Below are 17189 nucleotides of genomic sequence, written 5' to 3'. Positions count from 1 at the left end.
GGTCACACCTCCTCCGCCACGAAGCCGGTCGCCGGCGACCAGCGCAGGGCGGGCTCCCGGGGCCAGATGCCGTCGCGGCGGGCCTCGAACTCCGCCACCGGCACCAGCGCCCCGGTCGGACACGCGCCCACGCAGTTGCCGCAGAAGACGCAGGGGGAGTCGGGGAGGAGGCCCGTGCCCCCGGTGGCGATCGCCGCCCGGTTTCCACGACCGGCGATCTCGATCGCGAACGTATGCTGGACGCCCACCCCGCACACCTCGGTGCACCGCCGGCAGAGGATGCAGCGGGCGTAGTCGCGCACGAAGAACGGGTTGTCCCGGATCGGCTCCCTCCGCTTTCGGGCGGTGATCTCACCGAAGCGGCCCGGATCCGCCCCGTAGTGGGCGGCGTACGCCAGCAGCTCCGGCGCCTGCGAGGCGTCGGCCTCCGAGAGGAGGAGTTCCAGCACCACCCGCCGGGCCCGCCGCACGCGCTCGGAGTCCGTGCGGACCTCCATCCCCGGCTCCGCCTGCCGGCTGCAGGAGGGGACCAGGGTCCGGTTGCCAGCCACCTCCACCACGCACACCCGGCAGTTCGAGCCGGTGCGGACCTGCGGGTGCCAGCACAGCACCGGCACGTGCACGCCGGCGGCCTGCGCCGCCTCGCGCAGGGTCGAGCCGGCCGGGACCGTCACGGGACGCCCGTCCACCGTCAGGGTCACCGTCTCGCTCACCGCTCCTTCCCCCCTTCCGCCGGCGCGGCGGGCGCAGCCGGCAGCCCGAACTGCCGCGCCAGGCTCAGGACCGCCCACGACGCGCTCTGACCGAGGCCGCAGATCGAGGCGTCGGCCATCACGGCCCCCAGCTGCTCCAGGACGGCCAGGTCGTCGCTCCGCCCGCCCCGTCCGGCCATGGCGGCGACCCGCTCGAGCTGCCGGGCGGTCCCGATCCGGCACGGGACGCACTGGCCGCAGGACTCGTCGGCGAAGAAGCGCGCGACCCGGAGCGCGACGTCTCGCCACAGGTCGACGGTGTGGTTCAGCACCAGCACCGCCCCGGCGCCCAGCGTCGCCCCGGCGGCCCGCAGGGGCTCGTGGTCGAGCGGCACGTCGATCTGGTCGGGGCGCAGGAACATCCCGGCCGCCCCCCCGATCAGCACGGCCTGCAGCTCCCCCTCTACCCCGCCGGCGCAGTCCTCCAGGAGCCGGCGCAGCGGGGTGCCGAGGGGGACCTCGTACACGCCCGGCCGGCGCACGTGCCCGCTGACCGAGAAGAGCTTCGGCTGCGCCGCCCGGAAGCCGTCCGGGCCTTCCGCCAGGATGAGGGTCACGCACGCCAGGGTCTCCACGTTCTGGACAACCGTGGGCTTGCCGAAGAGACCGTGTGTGGTGGGGAAGGGCGGTTTCGGCCGCGGCTCGCCCCGGTACCCCTCGATCGAGGCGAAGAGAGCCGTCTCCTCCCCGCACACGTAGGCGCCTGCGCCCCGGCGCAGCTCGACGTCGAAGGGCCGCCCGTGGCCCAGGGCGTCAGGGCCCAGCCAGCCGAGCCGGCGGAGGGCGGCCAGGGCCCGCTCGACCCGCCGGGTCGCCAGCGCGTACTCCCCGCGGACGTAGACGTAGCCCCGGCTAGCCCCCACCGCATGGGCGGCGATCAGCATCCCCTCCAGGACGGCGAAGGGGTCTTCTTCCAGGAGCTTCCGGTTCGTGTACGCGCCCGGCTCCGACTCGTCGGCGTTGACCACGACGTACTTCGGTTGGCCCGGGGCGCGCCGGGCCGCCTCCCACTTGGCGCCCGTCGGGAAGGCGGCACCGCCCCGGCCCAGGAGGCCGGCCTCCCGCACGGCGGCGATCACCGCGTCGGGGTCCATGGCGAGCGCCCGCTCCAGGCCACGGAACCCCCCGGCCGCCCGGTATGCCTCGGCAGACTCGGGGTCGACCTGCCCGCAGCGCCTGAGGAGCCGGGGCGCGTGGCCCGGCAGCCAGCCGTGCCGCGCCCCGCCCGGCGCCCGGCGCGACGGGTCCCCCACGGAGTTCGGGTCCGGGAGTGCCTCGGGATCGACCGGAGCCACCAGCTCGCCCTCCAGGAGCGCCGCCGGCCCGCGGTCGCACGCGCCCAGGCAGGCCGTGGGGTGAACGGTGAACCGCCCGCTCGCCCGGGCCGCCGCCAGGACGCGCTCCGCCCGCCCCCCGAGCCGGCAGGCGACGTCGTCACAAACCCGCAGCACCGGCCGGCCGCCGGGGTCGATGGTCAGTTCCTCGTAGAAGGTGACCAGGGCGGTCAGGTGGGCGAGGGGCAGGCGGGTGCGCTCGCTCACGTAGGCCAGGACCGGCGGTGACAGCGCGCCGGCAGCCCGGTGGGCTGCCTGCAGGACGGGCAGCGCGCGGTCCCGCGCCGGCCGGTCGCCGAAGGGACGGAGCGCCCGGTCCAGCGCCTCCTGCACTTCCGCCGGGGGTGCGGGCAGGGACTCCCGCCGTGTCCGGTGCCGCCCTCCGGGCACGTGAACCACCTCCCCGAGGGGCCAAAACGGTCTGACCCGTCTTGCCTTTTCGCCCACGGAAACCGAAATCCTGGCGAGTCCGCGAGCAAACCGGCAAACGAACGGTTCTGCTGCAGCAGGAATCCAGCCCCGGACCCGGAGAATTTTACTGCGCCAGGGAACGGCTGCCGGGGCCGGTGGCCGGTGGCCGGTGAGGCCGCCGCCCGGCCACCCGAGCTGGCGATCGGGAGCAACGGTGGATGCCACACTCATTCGTCGACTTGTTTCTCGAAGCTGCGCTGTCCGCACTGGCCAACATGACGGGTGGCCCGGTGAAGGCGGGTCCTCAGTCCCGGGTCCAGCTCCAGGCCGCCCCGGACGACGTCTCCGCTCTCGTGGCGGTGGTCGGCCGGGTGAGCGGCCTCATCTTGACCTCGACGAGCCGTGAGACGGCGACGCGCCTGAGCGGCGACGCCCGGGACGGTTCGCCGTCCTCCATGGCCGAGAGCGTGGTCGCCGAACTGGCCAACCTCGTGGCGGCGGGCGGCGCCTCCCGCCTCAGCGACCGGGGCCACGAGGCGACGGTGACGGTCCCGCAGCTCGTGCGGCCGGGCGAGGCGTTCGTCTCGCGCCCGGTCACGTTCCATGCGGTCGAGTTCCTCACGTCGGGCGGGCCGGTCCACGTGCTCCTCAGCGTGGGCGCGGCGGGCTCCCGCAGCGCGGACAGCGCCCTGCCGGCGATCGACCACGGGCCGCTCACCGTCCTCCGGGTGCTCACCCGGCGACAGGTCTCCGTACACTTCCAGCCCATCGTGTCCCTGGCCACCGGGGCCGTGGTCGGGTACGAGGGGCTCCTGCGCGGGCCCCGCGGGACGGAGGTCGAGCGCCCGGACCGCTTCTACAGGGCGGCGGAGGAAGCGGGCGTGCTCTACGTGCTGGAGCGTCTCGCCCGGGCCACAGCGCTCCAGGCCAAGCAGCGCCTCTTGCCGTCCGGGACGAAGCTCTTCCTCAACGTCGACGCCCGGGTCCCGATCGCCGATCGCTCCTGTCCCCTCTCCGAACTCCTTCGGAGCGGGGTCCACGCCTCCGAGATCGTTCTCGAGGTGACCGAGCGCACCGTCCTCAACCGGAGCCCGGACTTCCTGGAGGCGCTGGAGGGCTTCCGCCGGATGGGAGGTCTCGTCGCCATCGACGACCTTGGGGCGGGCGACTCGGGTCTCCGGGCCCTCCTGGCGGTCAAGCCGGACTACATCAAGCTGGACATGGAGATCGTGCGGGGCATCGACCGGAGTCCGTGGCAGGAGGCCCTGGCGGCCGGTCTGGTGCACTTCGCCCGCCGGGTGGGGGTGCAGGTGGTGGCCGAGGGGGTCGAGACGCGGGCAGAACTCGACGCCCTGCGCCGGATCGGGGTCGATCTGGCGCAGGGCTACCTCATCGCCCGCCCGGCGCCCCGGCCGCCGGTGGCCATCGCCATCCGCTAGCGGGCGGCGTCCCCGCCGACTGCCGGGGCACCCGCCGCGGCCATACTACGGCAGGGACCACCGGAGTGAACGCCGTTCATGCCGGAGGTGGCGATCCGTCTTGAGCGAGACTCGCGGCGAAGACCCCGGCCGTGCCCGGAATGCTCCCAACAAGCGGGCGAAGCCGTCACGGCTCGACCAGTTCGCCGGAGACATGCCCCGGACCCAGGAGGAGGCCATGCTCCGGACGCTGGACTTCCGGGTCTCCAGCACGAACCCGGCCCGCCGGCAGGGCGAGGACCTGCACGAGCCGGCCCGGAGCGACGTCACGTACCGGCACGACGAACCGTGAGCGTTTCGCTTGCCACCACGAGGCCCCGGGCGGTCGCGCCCGGGGCCTTCGGCCGGGAGCGGTACCCCGTGAGGGCGTCGTAACCCCCGGCACCGGCACCGACCTGGTTGCGCGGGACAGCGCGGCACGTTGCATCCTGATGCGGCGACGCGCCGTGGCGGCGGACGGGCAGTTCGCGGGCGAGGCCGGCCATGGCCGGTTTCTCCCCCGTACGCCGGGCTAAGCACGGAAACCCGGAGGGAGTGGTTGCGGTGCTCAACTGGCAGTCACGGGCCCGGATGCTGGACAGCATCCTCGACACGGCGGGGTACACGCCCCTCGTGCGGCTGCGGCGGGTCACCGAGGGTATCGGTGCGACCGTCGCGGCCAAGATCGAGTACTTCAGCCCGTCCGGAAGCCTCAAGGACCGGATCCTCCGCCACATGATCGCCCGGGCGGAGGCCCGGGGCGAGCTCCGGCCGGGCATGACCCTCATCGAGGGGACGACGGGCAACACCGGCATCGCCACGGCCGCCGCCGGCGCCGCGCTGGGCTACCCGGTGGTCATCGTCATGCCGGCGGGCATGTCCGAGGAGCGCAAGAAGGCGATCCGGGCCTACGGGGCGGAGCTGATCCTCACCCCCGGGGCGGAGAGCGACGTCGACCTCGTCCTGGCAAAGGTCCGTGAGCTGAAGGCGAGGGAGCCGGGCAAGTACTGGGAGGTCGGCCAGTTCGACAACGATGACAACGTCGAGGCCCATTACCTCACCACCGGCCCGGAGATCTGGGAGCAGACCGAAGGCCGGGTGGACGCGTTCGTCGCCAGCCAGGGCACCGGCGGCACGCTCTCCGGGGTGGCGCGCTTCCTGAAGGAGAAGAACCCTGCCGTCCGGATCTACGCCGTCGAGCCCGCCGAGTGCGCCATCCTCTCCGGCGGCGGGTGGGGCTCGCACAAGATCGAAGGGATCGGCGACGGGTTCGTGCCCAAGAACCTCGACCTGGACCTGATCGACGGGGTGGTGACCACCACCTCGGACGAGTCCATCGAGATGGCGAAACAGCTCAGCCGCCGGGAGGGCATCTTCTGCGGCATCTCGAGCGGGTGCAACGTGGCCGCCGTGCTCAAGGTGGCGCGGGCGCACCCGGAGTTCCGGCTCATCGTGACCATGGTCAACGACGACGGCCGGCGCTACTTCTCCACCGAGCTCTTCGAGCCCGAGCGGCAGATCGAGGTGCCGGACCGGCCGCACCCGCTGCCGGCGGCCGACGTCGCCCGGCTGGAGGAGAAGCGCAGGGTCTGGGAGATCCTCCGCTGACTCGAAGGACAGACCGCGGGTGCCGTATGCCCGCCACGTCCATCGCGTCCTCCGTGGCAAGGCCTGGCTGGCCTTCCCGGCCGCCACGACCTGCCCGGACTGCGGTCCGGCCGGCCTCCGGCGCTCCGTACGGCTTCAGAACACCTGCTGCCAGGGGCGAAGCTCCCAGGAGGCGAAGACGCCGCTCTTGTGGAACGGGTCGTCCTCCAGCAGCCGGCGGGCCTCCTCCTCGCTCTCCGCCTCGTAGATGATCAGGGCGCCGCTACCGTCGGTGAACGGGCCGGAAGCCCACAGCTTGCCCTGCGCCTTGACCCGGCTGAGGTACTCCCGGTGGGCGGGCCGCACGGACTGGACCTTGTCCTGGTCCGCGACGTAGTGGATGAAGGCCGCGTATTTCATGGAGATCCCTCCGATTCCGTGGTGACGCACCCCGTGGCGACGCATTCCGTGGCGACGCACTCGGTGGTGCCATGCTCCATGGCGCCGTAATGGTTCGAGATCGGACCCGCCGCTGCCTGCCCCCGGCCACCGCCGACCGCCGGCGCCCCGGCGGAGGGCCGGGGGGCCGGCGGGGCCGGGCTCCCGATCCGCCTCCGAGCCAACGTGCACTGGCTACCCCCGGGGTGGGGGGGCAGTTTTCGCGCGTTGGCCGCGTCTGCAGCGGCGCAGCCGTGCAGGATGTGCCAGTTGGCCCCGGTACGTCGCCGATTCGGGCGGTTCGTGGGCGCCAAAGCGCGATTTCTGCGCGCCACCCGGCGTGCAGAAAGCGCACGTCGTCCCGGCGGATGGCGACCGGTGCCGGCAGCCGGGACACCAGCCGGCGCGGCCGGGCAGGCCGGCGTCAGGTGGGCAGGCTGCCGCGCCGATCAGTCCCGCCCCGGCGCAACCGCCCGCGGGAACCGGCTGCGGATCGGTCCGCCACCCGGCCTGGTCTATGCTCGAGTGACACATTTGATCGCTTGACGATAGGCCCGTGCCATGGCTACCATAAGAACCGGGCTGCGGTGATGCTGAGAATCATTCTCACGGGAGGTGGCCCCCATCTACGCCTTCATCATCACCCTGCGTGAGGGGCTCGAGGCGGCACTGATCATCGGCATCCTGGTCGCCTACCTGCACAAGATCGGGCGGCCGGACGGCCTGGCCCCCATCTGGGCCGGCGTGGCCGCGGCCCTGGCCCTGAGCGTGGGCGGCGGGTTGGCGATCATGGGCACCGTGGGCGAACTGAGCGGCGCCGCCATGGACATCTTCGAGGCCGCTGCGATGTTCCTGGCCGTCGGCGTGCTCACCTACATGGTGTTCTGGATGGGGTCCCACGCCCGGCACCTCAAGGCCCAGCTGCACCGCGAGGTGGACGAGGCCCTCTCGCGGGGCTCGCGCATCGCCCTCGGCGTCCTCGCCTTCTCCGTGGTCGTCCGGGAGGGGCTCGAAACCGTCCTGTTCCTGGCGGCCGGGGCCATGCAGGCGGGGAGCGGCGTGACCTACTCCGGCCTCGGGGTGCTCGGCCTGGCGGTGGCCGCCTTCCTGGGATACCTCCTCTACCGCGGCTCGGTCCGTCTGGACCTGCGGCGCTTCTTCCTGTACACCGGACTCCTCCTGATCCTGTTCGCGGCGGGGCTCCTGTCGAACGCGTTCAAGGAGCTTCATGAGGTCGGCTTGGTGCCGCCGATCATCCCCCACGTGTGGGACACGTACGACATCGTGAGCGACACCGGCACCGTGGGCCGGCTCCTCGCGGCGCTCTTCGGGTACGACTCCAGCCCCAGCCTGGTGCAGGTGATCGCCCACCTCGGTTACCTGCTCGTGGCCGGGGGCCTCTACCTGCGGCCGGCGCGCCCCGCCCGGCCGGCCGGGCAGACCCCGCCCGTGCGGGCCTGACCCGCCTGACCGCATCCGAAAGGACACAACTCCTCGGAGGTATGGGTTCGTGAAGATACAGACCGCACTCATCTTGACGGTTCTCGGGGCGAGCCTTCTCAGCGCCTGCGGCAGGGAGCCCGGCGCCACCGCAGCGGGCGCCGGGGCAGGCCCCCGGGAGATCCGGGTGGCGGCCATCGAGAACGGGGCCAAGATGGGCTTCGAGCCCTCCCGGATCACGGTCAAGCCCGGCGAGCGCATCCGGTTCGCGGTGGAGAACAGGGGCACCCAGGACCACGAGTTCGAGGGCGAGGAAGGCGGGCTCGAAGAGATCGTCGTACCGCCCGGCAAGACCCGCACCGTCGAGTGGACGGCACCCAGGACCCCCGGCGAGATCGAGTTCGTCTGCGACCTCCCCGGCCACAAGGAAGCGGGCATGGTCGGGACCATCGTGGTCGCCGAGTAGCGGCGGTCACCGGGTCGTCCGAGACGGCGAAGGGCCGGCCCCCACGCTGGGGCCGGCCCTTCGCCGCTACGCATCCTCCCGCAGCCAGCGGGCCACGTCGAGCGCGTGGTAGGTGAGGATGAGGTCTGCGCCCGCGCGCTTCATGCCCGTGAGCGTCTCCAGGACGACCCGGCGCTCGTCGATCCAGCCTCGCTGCGCCGCCGCCTTCACCATGGCGTACTCGCCGGAGACGTTGTAGCAGGCGACGGGGACCTTCGTGGCCTCCTTGACCCGCCAGAGGACGTCCAGATACGCCAGGGCGGGCTTGACCATGACGATGTCCGCGCCTTCGGCGATGTCCAGCTCGACCTCTTTCAGCGCCTCCCGGGCGTTCGGGGGATCCATCTGGTACGAGCGCCGGTCCCCGAACCGGGGCGCCGACTGCGCCGCCACCCGGAACGGCCCGTAGTAGGCAGACGCGTACTTCGCCGAGTACGCCATGATGGGGATCTCCTCGAACCCGTTCTCGTCGAGCGCCTTGCGGATCGCCGCCACCCGGCCGTCCATCATGTCGGAGGGCGCCACCATGTCGGCGCCGGCCTCCGCGTGGCTCAGCGCCTCGCGGGCGAGGAGGTCCAGGGTCGGGTCGTTGGCGACGCGCCCGTCCTGTACGACCCCGCAGTGGCCGTGGTCGGTGTACTCGCACAGGCACACGTCGGTGATGACGTACATCTCCGGGAAGCGCGCCTTGATCTCCCGGATCGCCCGCTGCACGGGGCCCTGCGGGTCGAAGGCGCTCGATCCCGTCGCGTCCTTGTGCTCGGGGATCCCGAAGAGGATGCACGCGCGGACTCCGAGGCCGAGGCTCTCCTCCACCCGGCGCAGCAGCATGTCCACCGAGAGGTGGTACTGGCCGGGCATCGCATCGATCTCCTCGCGCACGCCCGTGCCCGGCACCACGAAGAGCGGGTAGATGAGGTCGTCCGTGCCGAGGCGCGTCTCCTGCACCAGGCGCCGGATGGTCTCGCTCGCCCGGAGCCGCCTCGGCCGCTGGACCGGGAAGCCTGTCCCCACCCGGATGCTCTCCACCGCCACGATCCTGCACCTCCGTCGGCGTTCTCCCCAGGGCCGGCCGGCCTGCCTCAGCCGGCATGTCGCGCCGCGTCGGCGCCGATCGCCTCCGCCAGCGCCTCCACCGAGTTCCCCGGCCCGACCACGTGCACCGTGAGTCCGAGTCGCTGCGCCGCCTCGGCCGTCCGCGGCCCGATGCAGGCCACCCGCACGCCCTGCAGGGCCCCCGGCCCGCCGGCGGCGTCCAGCAGGGCACGCACCGTCGAGCCGCTCGTGAACGTCACGTAATGTACCGGCCGCTCCCTCAGCGCCGGGGCCAGTGCTCCCGCCGGCAGGGCGGGGACGGTCCGGTACGCCACCACCTCGTCGACCTCCGCCCCGGCAGCCCGCAGGGGCGTCGCCAGGTCCATGGCCGCCTCCAGCGGCCGCACCACCAGGACGCGGTCGCCGGGACGGACCTCCTGGAGGAGCAGCCGCAGGACGCCTGTCGCATCGGGTGACTCCGGCAGGCGTACGGCCGCCAGACCCTCCCCCTCGAGCGCCCGGGCGGTCGCCGGCCCGACGGCGACCAGCCGGCAGTCACGCAGGGCCTGCGCGCCCACCCCGGCTGCCTCCAGTACGGCCACGAGCCGCTCGACCCCGTGCCGGCTCGTGAAGACCACCCAACCGTACTCCGGCAAGCGGGCCGCTGCGGCGGCCACCTGTGCGGGGTCGGGAGGGCCGGCGATGGCGATCACCGGCACTTCCCACGGCTCGCCGCCCAGCCGCCGGATCGCCTCGGCCAGGCTGCGGCCCTCCCCGGCCGCCCGGGTGATGAGGACCCGCCGCCCGGCGAGGGGTCCGGGTGCGCCGCCCGTCACGGCGACTCCCCCTCCTCGCCGGCCAGGCCGTGGGCCTGCCGGAGCATCTGCCGGCCGCCCGTCCTCAGCACCGTCTCCGCCACGGCCCGGCCGAGCTGCTCGGGGGCGTCCGCCGGCCCGTCACCGGCCGCTTTCACCACCCGGCTGCCGTCCGGCAGGGCGACGAGTCCGTGCAGGTGCAGCCGGTCGCCGTCCAGCGCGGCGTGGGCCGCCACCGGCACCTGGCACGTGCCGGAGAGCGGCGGGGCCTGGCCGGGCACGCCGGCCGCCGGGTCGCCGGGTACCGGCCCCCGGCCCTCCAGTTCCTCGGTCAGGCGGGCGAGAAAGGCCCGCTCGGCCCGGACGGCGGCAGCGGTGACCGGGTCGTGAAGGGGGCGCAGGAGCGCCAGGATCGCCTCGTCTCCGTCGCGCACCTCGATGCCCAGCGCTCCCTGCCCGGCTGCCGGCAGGCACTCCTCCGGCGCCAGGTACGCGCTGATCCGGTCCCTGAGGCCCAGCCGGTGCAGGCCGGCCGCCGCCATGACGAGGGCGCCGTACTGGCCGGTGGCCAGCTTGCGCAGCCGGGTGTCCACGTTCCCCCGCACCGGTGCCAGCTCGAGGTCCGGGCGCAGCCGGCGCAGCTGCGCCGTGCGGCGGAGGCTCGACGTCCCCACCCGCGTGCCGGGGGCCAGGTCACGAAGGCCCCGGCCGTCGGGGCTGAGCAGCGCGTCCCGCGGGTCCTCGCGGGGCGGCACGCAGCCGAGCGTCAGGCCGGATGGCAGGTCGGACGGCAGGTCCTTGAGGCTGTGGACGGCCAGGTCCACGCGGCCATCCAGGAGGGCCTCCTCCAGCTCCCGGGTGAAGAGGCCCTTGCCCCCGACCCGGCTCAGGGGGATGCCCGCCCGCTGCGTGCGATCGCCCGCCGTCCGCAAGGTGACCACCTGAAAGTCGAGCCCCGGGTGCGCCTCCCGGAGCCGTGCCACGACCCATTCCGTCTGCGCCAGCGCCAGGCGGCTGCCCCGCGTGGCCACCCGGATCGTCCGCAGGACGCTCACCTCCCGGACCTGCCTCAGATGCCAAAGCGGTGCAGGCCCGTCAGCGCGGTGTTGATGACGAAGTAGTTGAGCACCACGGCCACGAAGCCGCCGACCGCCCACCAGGCCGACCGCCGGCCGCCCCACCCGTGCCGGCGCCTGAGGAGCAGGTAGCCGCCGTAGACGGCCCAGGTGACGACGGTCCACAGGACCTTCGCGTCGAGGGACCAGCGGTGCGGTCCCCACAGGGTCTCGGCGAAGAGCGCCCCGGACAGGAGGCCGAGGGTCATCAGCGGGAACCCCAGGGCGACGAACCGGTAGCCCCAGAGGTCGAGTGTCTCCAGCGATGGAAGGCGGTAGTAGAGGGGCGAGAACACCTTGCGGCGGAGCTGGTAGTCCAGGAGCAGGTACATCAGCGCGACCACGAAGGCCGAGACGAAGAACACGTACCCGCCCAGCATGCCGCTCACGTGCCAGAGCACGACGCCCGGGGGCAGGTGCACCCGGACGCCCATCCCCGGCACCGGCGGGGCGCTGGCCAGCCCCATGAGGACCAGGAAGCTCAGCACCGGTACCAGGAAGGTCCCCGAAGCCCTGTCGCGCCCGAGGGCCTCCACCAGCAGGTAGCCCAGCGCCAGGAGCCAGGTCAGGGCGAAGAGGGCTTCGAACTGAGTGTACACCGGAAAGCGCCGGGTGGCGAGCACGACCGCCAGCAGGGCAGCGGTGTGGACGGCGTAGGCCGCCCGGGTCGCCCAGCGGGCGAGCGCGCCCCACTCCCGGTACCGCGCGAACGCCAGGTGGGCTGCGGCCGCGACCGCGTACGCGGCACCGGTGCCGCCCAGGAGGCCGGATTCTGCCAGCACCGGGGTCACCCCCTCAGCCCTGACCGACGGGCGGCGCCGCCCGCTCGGCCCGGGCGGGCAGCGGCAGGGCACGGGTCCCCACGTCCGGACCCTCCAGGTCGAAGAGGAGGGTCACGAGGCGCGCCGCCCCGTCCGCCTCGCCGGCCTCGGCCAGCGCCTTGAGACGCTGGGTGGGGTCGTTCAGGAGCTTGTTGACGATGGCCGCGCTCATGGCCTCGACCACCCGCCGCTGGTGCGGATCCAGGCCCGGCAGCTTGCGCAGCGCCTTCTGCAGCTCGGCCTGGCGGATGTCCTCCGCCTTCTCGCGCAGGAGCCGGATGGTCGGGACCACGTCCTGGACCGCCAGCCAGGCGCGGAACCGGGCCAGCTCCTCCTCCAGGAGGCGCTCGGCCCGGCGGGCCTCCCGGGCCCGCTCCTCGATGTTGGCGGCGACGACCTGCTCGAGGTCGTCGATGTCGTACAGATACACACCCTCCAGCTGCCCGGCTGCCGGGTCGATGTCCCGGGGCACGGCGATGTCGAAGAGGAAGATCGGCCGGCCACGGCGGGCACGCAGGGCCTGCTGGATGTCCTCCCGCCGGAGGATCGGGTGGGGAGAGCCGGTCGACGAGATGACCACGTCGACCTCCGGCAGGTGCTGACGGATGGCCTCCAGGGGGATCGGCACCCCTCCGACCTCGGCGGCCAGCTCCCGGGCCCGGTCCAGGGTGCGGTTGGCGACGTAGATCCGCCCGACTCCGGCGGCGGCCAGGTGGCGGACCGTCAGCTTGGCGGTCTCGCCGGCACCGATCGCCATCACCACGCGACCCTGGAGGGTCTCGAAGAGCTTGCGGGCCAGCTCGACCGCCGCGTACGGGACGGAGACCGCGTTCTGCCCGATCCCCGTCTCCGTCTGCGCCCGCTTCGCCGCCGCCAGCGCGCCCGTCATGAGCCTCGACAGGACCTTGCCGGCCGTGCCCGCTGCCGCCGCGGCCTGGTAGGCATCGCGCACCTGGCCGAGAACCTGGGTCTCCCCCAGCACCATCGAGTCGAGGCCTGCAGCCACCCGGAAGAGGTGGGCCGCGGCCTCGAGGTCCTCGCGCCGGTACAGGTAAGGTCGGATGTTCTCCGGGTCCACGCGCTTCTGGGCGGCCAGGGAGCGAATCAGGACCTCGGGGTCGGGCCAGACCGGGTGGGCGACGTACAGCTCCGTCCGATTGCAGGTGGAGAGCAGGGCGACCTCCTCCACCCGGGCCTCGTCGCGCAGGCGCGCGAGGACTCCGGGGAGTTCCTCCGGCCCGAAGGCCAGGGTCTCCCGGAGCTCCACCGGTGCCGTTCGGTGACTCAGGCCCAGTGCCAGCAGGTGCATGGGTGCTTCCCCCACCTTCAGCACGGGCGCATTGTAACACCGGGCTTTTTTGATGGTCAAGAAACCCGCGCCAGAGGCGGACGCCGGCCTCCTAACCGCGCTCCATCCGATCCAGGATGAACCGCAGGATTTCCAGCAGGGTGCGCACCTGGAGGCGGGGGACCTGTCGGGCGAGCAGCGCGACCAAGAGGACCGGCAGGAGCAGCGAGACCCGTTCGTCGCTGAAACCCCGGCGGCGCCCGGGCACGGGGGATCACCTCCACCGGGTCGTCTCAGGCCATTGATATTGCCCGCTACACCCGGCGGTCCCCGCCTTGCGCCGAGCCGGCCGGCGGCAGCCGCTTCTCCATCTGGTACCGCACCACCTCGTACCCAAGGTCGCGGTACAGGCGCACGGCCGCCTCGTTGGCCACCGTTACCATCAGGTGAGCGCTGTGGCAGCCCCAGCCGCGGAGAACCTCCTCCCCCTCCTCCATGAGCTGCCGGCCCACCCCCCGGCCGCGCAGGCGGGGGTCGACGTAGAGCGCCGCCACTTCCCCGCGCCGCCGCCCGGCGCCGTCGATCTCGAGCACCAGCCAGATGAACCCCACCGGCCGGACGCCGTCGTCGGCCACGAGGACGCGCTGGGCCGGGTCACGCGCCGCCTCCCGCAGCGCCTGGCGCCGGCGGGCGAGGAACTCCGGCGTCGCCAGGAAGCCCGGGAAATTCGTCTCGTAAAGGTCCGGCATGAAGGCGAGCAACCGGTCCGCGTCGCGGGCGAAGTCGAGCCGGCGAACCCGTACCGCCAAGGCGCTACCCCCCGACCCCTCAGGGCCTTGTCCCGTAGTGGATGCACACGCTGCCCATCATGAGGGGTACGTGCCCGGTCTCGACAAACCCTGCCTGGCGGAAGATCTCCTCGAGGCGGGCGGGCGAGGGGTAGCCCTCCAGCGAGCGGGACAGGTACGTGTACGGCCGCACGGGCTCGTCCGGGTCCCGGACGCCCACGACCAGGCGGTCGATGACCGGCAGGAGCGTCCCCCACCACGCCCGCAGGAGGAGCCGGCCAATCGGACCTTGCGGCTCTGCGGCGTCGAGGTTCAGGTAGCGGCCGCCGGGCCGGAGGACGCGCAGCGCCTCTGCCACGGTGCGGGGGATGTCGCGGACGTTGCGCATCGCCCACCCCATCGTGACGATGTCGAACGTCCCGTCGGGGAAAGGCAGGTCGAGCGCGTTCCCCTCGCAGAGCTCGATCACCCCGGCCCAGGGCGACGCCTGCACCCGCTCCCGGGCGCGGGCGAGCATGCCGGGCGAGATGTCGACCCCGACGACCCGTCCCTCCGCCCCCACACGGGAGGCGGCCAGGAGGGTGAGGTCGCCGGTGCCGCAGGCCACGTCCAGGACCCGCATGCCCGGCCTGTACCCGGCCATGCGGGCAAAGATCCGGTGCCACCGCCCCCACTGCCCCAGGGACATGATCTGGTTCATCCGGTCGTAGTGGCTCGCGATCCGGTCGAACAGCGCCCGCACGTATGCTTCCTTTTCTTCCGGCGTCGGATGCCGGTACATGCGCGGCCCCTCCGTCGCCACGCCGTCACGCCGCCACGACGGCGGCCGCGGTGAACACGAAGTAGCTCACGGAGATGTACCCGTTCACGTTGAAGAAGGCCGCGTCCAGCCGGGACAGGTCGGTCGGCGAGATGATCGAGTGCTCGTAGTGGAGCAGCGCGGCCATGACCGCCCACCCGGCCATGTAGAGCCAGCCCTTCAGGCCCCACGCCGCCGGGTCCGGTCCGACGAGCCCCGCCAGGTAGCCGGCCCACAGCACCAGGCCCACCACGACCCGATGGGCCGCCCGGGCGATCCGGAGCGCCGGCGCCAGGCCGAAGCGGGCCGGGATCGAGTGGATCCCGTGGCGCCGGTCGAACTCCAGGTCCTGCGTGGCGTAGAGGATGTCGAACGCGCCGACCCAGAGCGCCACGATCGCCCAGAGGAGGTACGCCACCGGATGGGTGCTGCCCGTCACGGCCACCCAGCCGCCGAAGGGCGCCCAGCCGTCGGCGATCCCCAGCACAAGGTGGCAGAGCCACGTGAAGCGCTTGGTGTACGAATACACCACCAGCGTCAGCACGGCCAGCGGGAACAGCTTCAGGGCGAGCGGGTTCAGTTGCCAGGCCGCCACGCCCAGCACGGCCAGCGAGCCCACCGCCAGGGCGAGCACCTCGCCGGGCCGGAGCTTCCCGGACGGCAGGTGCCGGCCGGCCGTGCGGGGGTTGAGGGCGTCGATGCGTGCGTCGATCAGGCGGTTCAGCGCCATCGCCGCCGTCCGCGCGCCCACCATCGCCACGGTCACCCACAGCAGCACACGGGGGCTCGGCCACCCCCGCGACGCGAGGAAGGTGCCCAGGTAGGCGAAGGGCAGCGCGAAGATCGTGTGCTCGAACTTGACCAGTTCCGCAAAGGTCCGGACCTTCCCCGGCACCGTGCGGTCCCTCCCCCCGTTGCCGCCGGTCTGTCAGTCGATCCCGTACTCCCGCCAGCGGCGGTCCACCAGCGCCTTGATCTCCGGGCTCATGACGATGTCGTCCGGCCAGGGCCGCGGGTGGCCCTCCTCCGGCAGCTTGCGCGTGGCGTCGATGCCCATCTTGGAGCCGTAGCGCCACGCCGGCGAGGCATGCTCCAGGTCGTCCGCCGGTCCCCGGGCGAAGAACACGTCCCGCTCCGGGTCGATGTTCGCCAGCACCCGCCACGCGGTCTCGGACAGGTTCTGCACGTCGCAGTCGTCGTCCACCAGCACGATGCACTTCGCCAGCATCATGAGGCCCATGCCCCAGAGGCCGTAGGCGACCTTACGCGCGTGCCCGGGGTAGCGCTTCTTCATGCGCACGAGGACGCAGTTGTGGAAGACGCCCTCGGCGGGCATGTTGACATCGACGATCTCCGGCAGCACCGCCTGCATGAGCGGCAGGAAGATCCGCTCGGTCGCCTTGCCCAGGTAGAAGTCCTCCATGGGCGGCCGGCCCACGATGGTGGCGGGGTACACCGGGTTGCGCTTGCGCGTGATGGTGGTCACGTGAAAAACCGGGTACGGCTCGGCAGGCGAGTAGAAGCCCGTGTGGTCGCCGAAGGGTCCTTCGACGCGGGTCTCGTCCAGGTCGACGTACCCTTCCAGCACGAACTCCGCGTGCGCCGGGACCTCGAGGTCGACCGTCCGGCACTTCACGACCTCCACCGGCTGCTTGCGGAGGAACCCGGCGAAGGCGAGTTCGGGCACCTGCGGGGGCAGGGGCGCGGTCGCCGCGTAGATGGTGGCGGGGTCGGCCCCCAGCGCCACGGCCGCCTCCAGGCGCCGCAGTCCTGCCTCCCGGCCCCGGTCGGCGTGCTGCTGGCCCACCTTGTGCTTGTGCCAGTGCATGCCCGTTGTACGGGCGTCGTACACCTGCATCCGGTACATGCCGATGTTCTTCACGCCGGTCCGGGGATCCTTGGTGAAGACGAGCGGAAGGGTGATGAACCGCCCGGCGTCCTGCGGCCAGCACTGGAGGATCGGCAGCCGGGAGAGGTCCGGTTCCTCCTCGACGACCTCCTGGCAGGGCGCCCGGCTCACCACCCGGGGGACCGTGTGCCGCACCGCCTCCACCAGCTTCAGGCCCGCCCCAAGCTTGTCCAGGAGGCCCGTGCCCGGGGAGGGCAGCTCCATGAGCGAGCGGATCTCGTCGCCGATCTGGTCGAGCCGCTCCACCCCCAGCGCCAGGCACATCCGCTCCATCGACCCGAACGCGTTGATGAGGACCGGGTATGGGGACCCTTCCACGTTCTCGAACAGGAGGGCGGGGCCGCCGCCCGGCTGCTTCATCACCCGGTCGGCGATCTCGGTGATCTCGAGGATCGGGCTCACCCGGGTCTTGATCCGCCTCAGCCAGCCCCGTTCCTCCAGGGCCGCCGCGAACTCCTGGATGTCCCGGAATGCCACGCCATGCACTCCCCTGCCACGCCCCGGCCGAGCCGGGGCCGGGTGCGATCGCACGCAAAAGCGCCGCCCGCCGGGGGGCGGCGCCCGTCTTCAGTGTACCGGCGGTGCAGGGGGGTGTCAACGCGGGGCCCCCGTGTGTGGTGTGTGGCCCGTGCGGTGGGGCCGTGGTCGGCTGCGAGGCCAGGTGACCGCCTCCCGAGGCCCGGCTTCTACGCGGA

General features: G+C 72.8%; 18 protein-coding genes. 5 read left to right on the top strand and 13 right to left on the bottom strand.

Annotation, left to right across the window (positions count from 1 at the left end; all coding sequences use genetic code 11):
- Nucleotides 1-2: 2 nt before the first annotated feature.
- Nucleotides 3-713, bottom strand: coding sequence for a 2Fe-2S iron-sulfur cluster-binding protein (locus caldi_RS01640; RefSeq protein WP_264843356.1), 711 nt, complete (start codon nt 711-713; stop codon nt 3-5).
- Nucleotides 710-2476, bottom strand: a complete 1767-nt coding sequence (locus caldi_RS01635) for an NADH-ubiquinone oxidoreductase-F iron-sulfur binding region domain-containing protein (RefSeq protein ID WP_264843355.1) — start codon at nt 2474-2476, stop codon at nt 710-712. Before caldi_RS01635 ends, caldi_RS01640 begins: the two co-directional genes overlap by 4 nt.
- Nucleotides 2477-2715: 239 nt before the next feature.
- Between caldi_RS01635 and caldi_RS01630 the strand changes: the two genes are divergently transcribed.
- The 3 genes from caldi_RS01630 (at nt 2716) to cysK (ending at nt 5562) form a co-directional block, all read left to right on the top strand.
- Nucleotides 2716-3936: an EAL domain-containing protein gene (locus caldi_RS01630; RefSeq protein WP_264843353.1), complete on the top strand. Its 1221-nt coding sequence runs from the start codon at nt 2716-2718 to the stop codon at nt 3934-3936.
- Between the two features lie 100 nt (nt 3937-4036).
- A complete protein-coding gene (locus caldi_RS01625) occupies nt 4037-4267 on the top strand; it encodes a hypothetical protein (protein ID WP_264843352.1) in 231 nt (76 codons plus the stop codon).
- A gap of 251 nt (nt 4268-4518) precedes the next feature.
- Nucleotides 4519-5562 (top strand): cysteine synthase A, encoded by a 1044-nt coding sequence (cysK, locus tag caldi_RS01620; protein ID WP_264843351.1) that lies wholly within the window; start codon nt 4519-4521, stop codon nt 5560-5562.
- A gap of 135 nt (nt 5563-5697) precedes the next feature.
- Here cysK and caldi_RS01615 read toward each other — a convergent pair whose 3' ends face one another.
- Nucleotides 5698-5961 (bottom strand): YciI family protein, encoded by a 264-nt coding sequence (locus tag caldi_RS01615; protein ID WP_264843350.1) that lies wholly within the window; start codon nt 5959-5961, stop codon nt 5698-5700.
- Between the two features lie 633 nt (nt 5962-6594).
- Here caldi_RS01615 and efeU point away from each other — a divergent pair.
- The gene (gene efeU / locus caldi_RS01610; protein WP_264843348.1) at nt 6595-7440 is read left to right on the top strand and encodes an iron uptake transporter permease EfeU; all 846 of its coding nucleotides are present in this window, start codon (nt 6595-6597) and stop codon (nt 7438-7440) included.
- Nucleotides 7441-7489: 49 nt separating this feature from the next.
- Nucleotides 7490-7885 carry a cupredoxin domain-containing protein gene (locus caldi_RS01605; RefSeq protein WP_264843347.1) on the top strand — a complete coding sequence of 132 codons (396 nt, stop codon included), beginning with the start codon at nt 7490-7492 and terminating at the stop codon, nt 7883-7885.
- Between the two features lie 66 nt (nt 7886-7951).
- Here caldi_RS01605 and hemB read toward each other — a convergent pair whose 3' ends face one another.
- The 10 genes from hemB to caldi_RS01555 all read right to left on the bottom strand — a co-directional run bounded on the left by hemB (nt 7952) and on the right by caldi_RS01555 (nt 16971).
- Nucleotides 7952-8959 carry a porphobilinogen synthase gene (gene hemB, locus caldi_RS01600; protein ID WP_264843346.1) on the bottom strand — a complete coding sequence of 336 codons (1008 nt, stop codon included), beginning with the start codon at nt 8957-8959 and terminating at the stop codon, nt 7952-7954.
- 47 nt (nt 8960-9006) lie between these two features.
- Complete coding sequence (locus tag caldi_RS01595) at nt 9007-9795, bottom strand: uroporphyrinogen-III synthase (RefSeq protein WP_264843345.1); 789 nt, start codon at nt 9793-9795, stop codon at nt 9007-9009.
- The gene (gene hemC, locus caldi_RS01590; RefSeq protein ID WP_264843343.1) at nt 9792-10829 is read right to left on the bottom strand and encodes a hydroxymethylbilane synthase; all 1038 of its coding nucleotides are present in this window, start codon (nt 10827-10829) and stop codon (nt 9792-9794) included. Before hemC ends, caldi_RS01595 begins: the two co-directional genes overlap by 4 nt.
- A gap of 14 nt (nt 10830-10843) precedes the next feature.
- Nucleotides 10844-11671, bottom strand: coding sequence for a cytochrome C assembly family protein (locus caldi_RS01585; protein WP_264843342.1), 828 nt, complete (start codon nt 11669-11671; stop codon nt 10844-10846).
- 13 nt (nt 11672-11684) lie between these two features.
- Complete coding sequence (gene hemA / locus caldi_RS01580; protein ID WP_264843341.1) at nt 11685-13019, bottom strand: glutamyl-tRNA reductase; 1335 nt, start codon at nt 13017-13019, stop codon at nt 11685-11687.
- 91 nt (nt 13020-13110) lie between these two features.
- Entirely contained in the window at nt 13111-13266 is a 156-nt protein-coding gene (locus caldi_RS01575) for a hypothetical protein (RefSeq protein WP_264843340.1), read from the bottom strand.
- A gap of 46 nt (nt 13267-13312) precedes the next feature.
- Nucleotides 13313-13807, bottom strand: a complete 495-nt coding sequence (locus caldi_RS01570) for a GNAT family N-acetyltransferase (protein ID WP_264843339.1) — start codon at nt 13805-13807, stop codon at nt 13313-13315.
- Between the two features lie 19 nt (nt 13808-13826).
- Entirely contained in the window at nt 13827-14567 is a 741-nt protein-coding gene (locus tag caldi_RS01565) for a ubiquinone/menaquinone biosynthesis methyltransferase (RefSeq protein WP_264843337.1), read from the bottom strand.
- A 25-nt stretch (nt 14568-14592) separates the two neighbouring features.
- Nucleotides 14593-15480: a UbiA-like polyprenyltransferase gene (locus tag caldi_RS01560; protein WP_264843335.1), complete on the bottom strand. Its 888-nt coding sequence runs from the start codon at nt 15478-15480 to the stop codon at nt 14593-14595.
- 33 nt (nt 15481-15513) lie between these two features.
- On the bottom strand, nt 15514-16971 hold the full coding sequence (locus caldi_RS01555; RefSeq protein WP_264843334.1) for a menaquinone biosynthesis decarboxylase: 1458 nt from the start codon (nt 16969-16971) through the stop codon (nt 15514-15516).
- Nucleotides 16972-17189: the final 218 nt, after the last annotated feature.

This window comes from Caldinitratiruptor microaerophilus (assembly GCF_025999835.1).
Lineage (GTDB): Bacteria > Bacillota > Sulfobacillia > Symbiobacteriales > ZC4RG38 > Caldinitratiruptor > Caldinitratiruptor microaerophilus.
The sequence above is the reverse complement of the archived record's forward strand: the minus strand, read 5'-3'. Positions and strand labels throughout refer to the sequence as shown.

What these genes read in the sequence shown, in the direction of transcription:
- caldi_RS01630 (WP_264843353.1), top strand. Translation starts at nt 2,716, where the DNA reads ATGCCACACTCATTCGTCGACTTGTTTCTCGAAGCTGCGCTGTCCGCA.
- caldi_RS01615 (WP_264843350.1), bottom strand. Translation starts at nt 5,961, where the DNA reads ATGAAATACGCGGCCTTCATCCACTACGTCGCGGACCAGGACAAGGTC.
- hemA (WP_264843341.1), bottom strand. Translation starts at nt 13,019, where the DNA reads ATGCACCTGCTGGCACTGGGCCTGAGTCACCGAACGGCACCGGTGGAG.
- caldi_RS01565 (WP_264843337.1), bottom strand. Translation starts at nt 14,567, where the DNA reads ATGTACCGGCATCCGACGCCGGAAGAAAAGGAAGCATACGTGCGGGCG.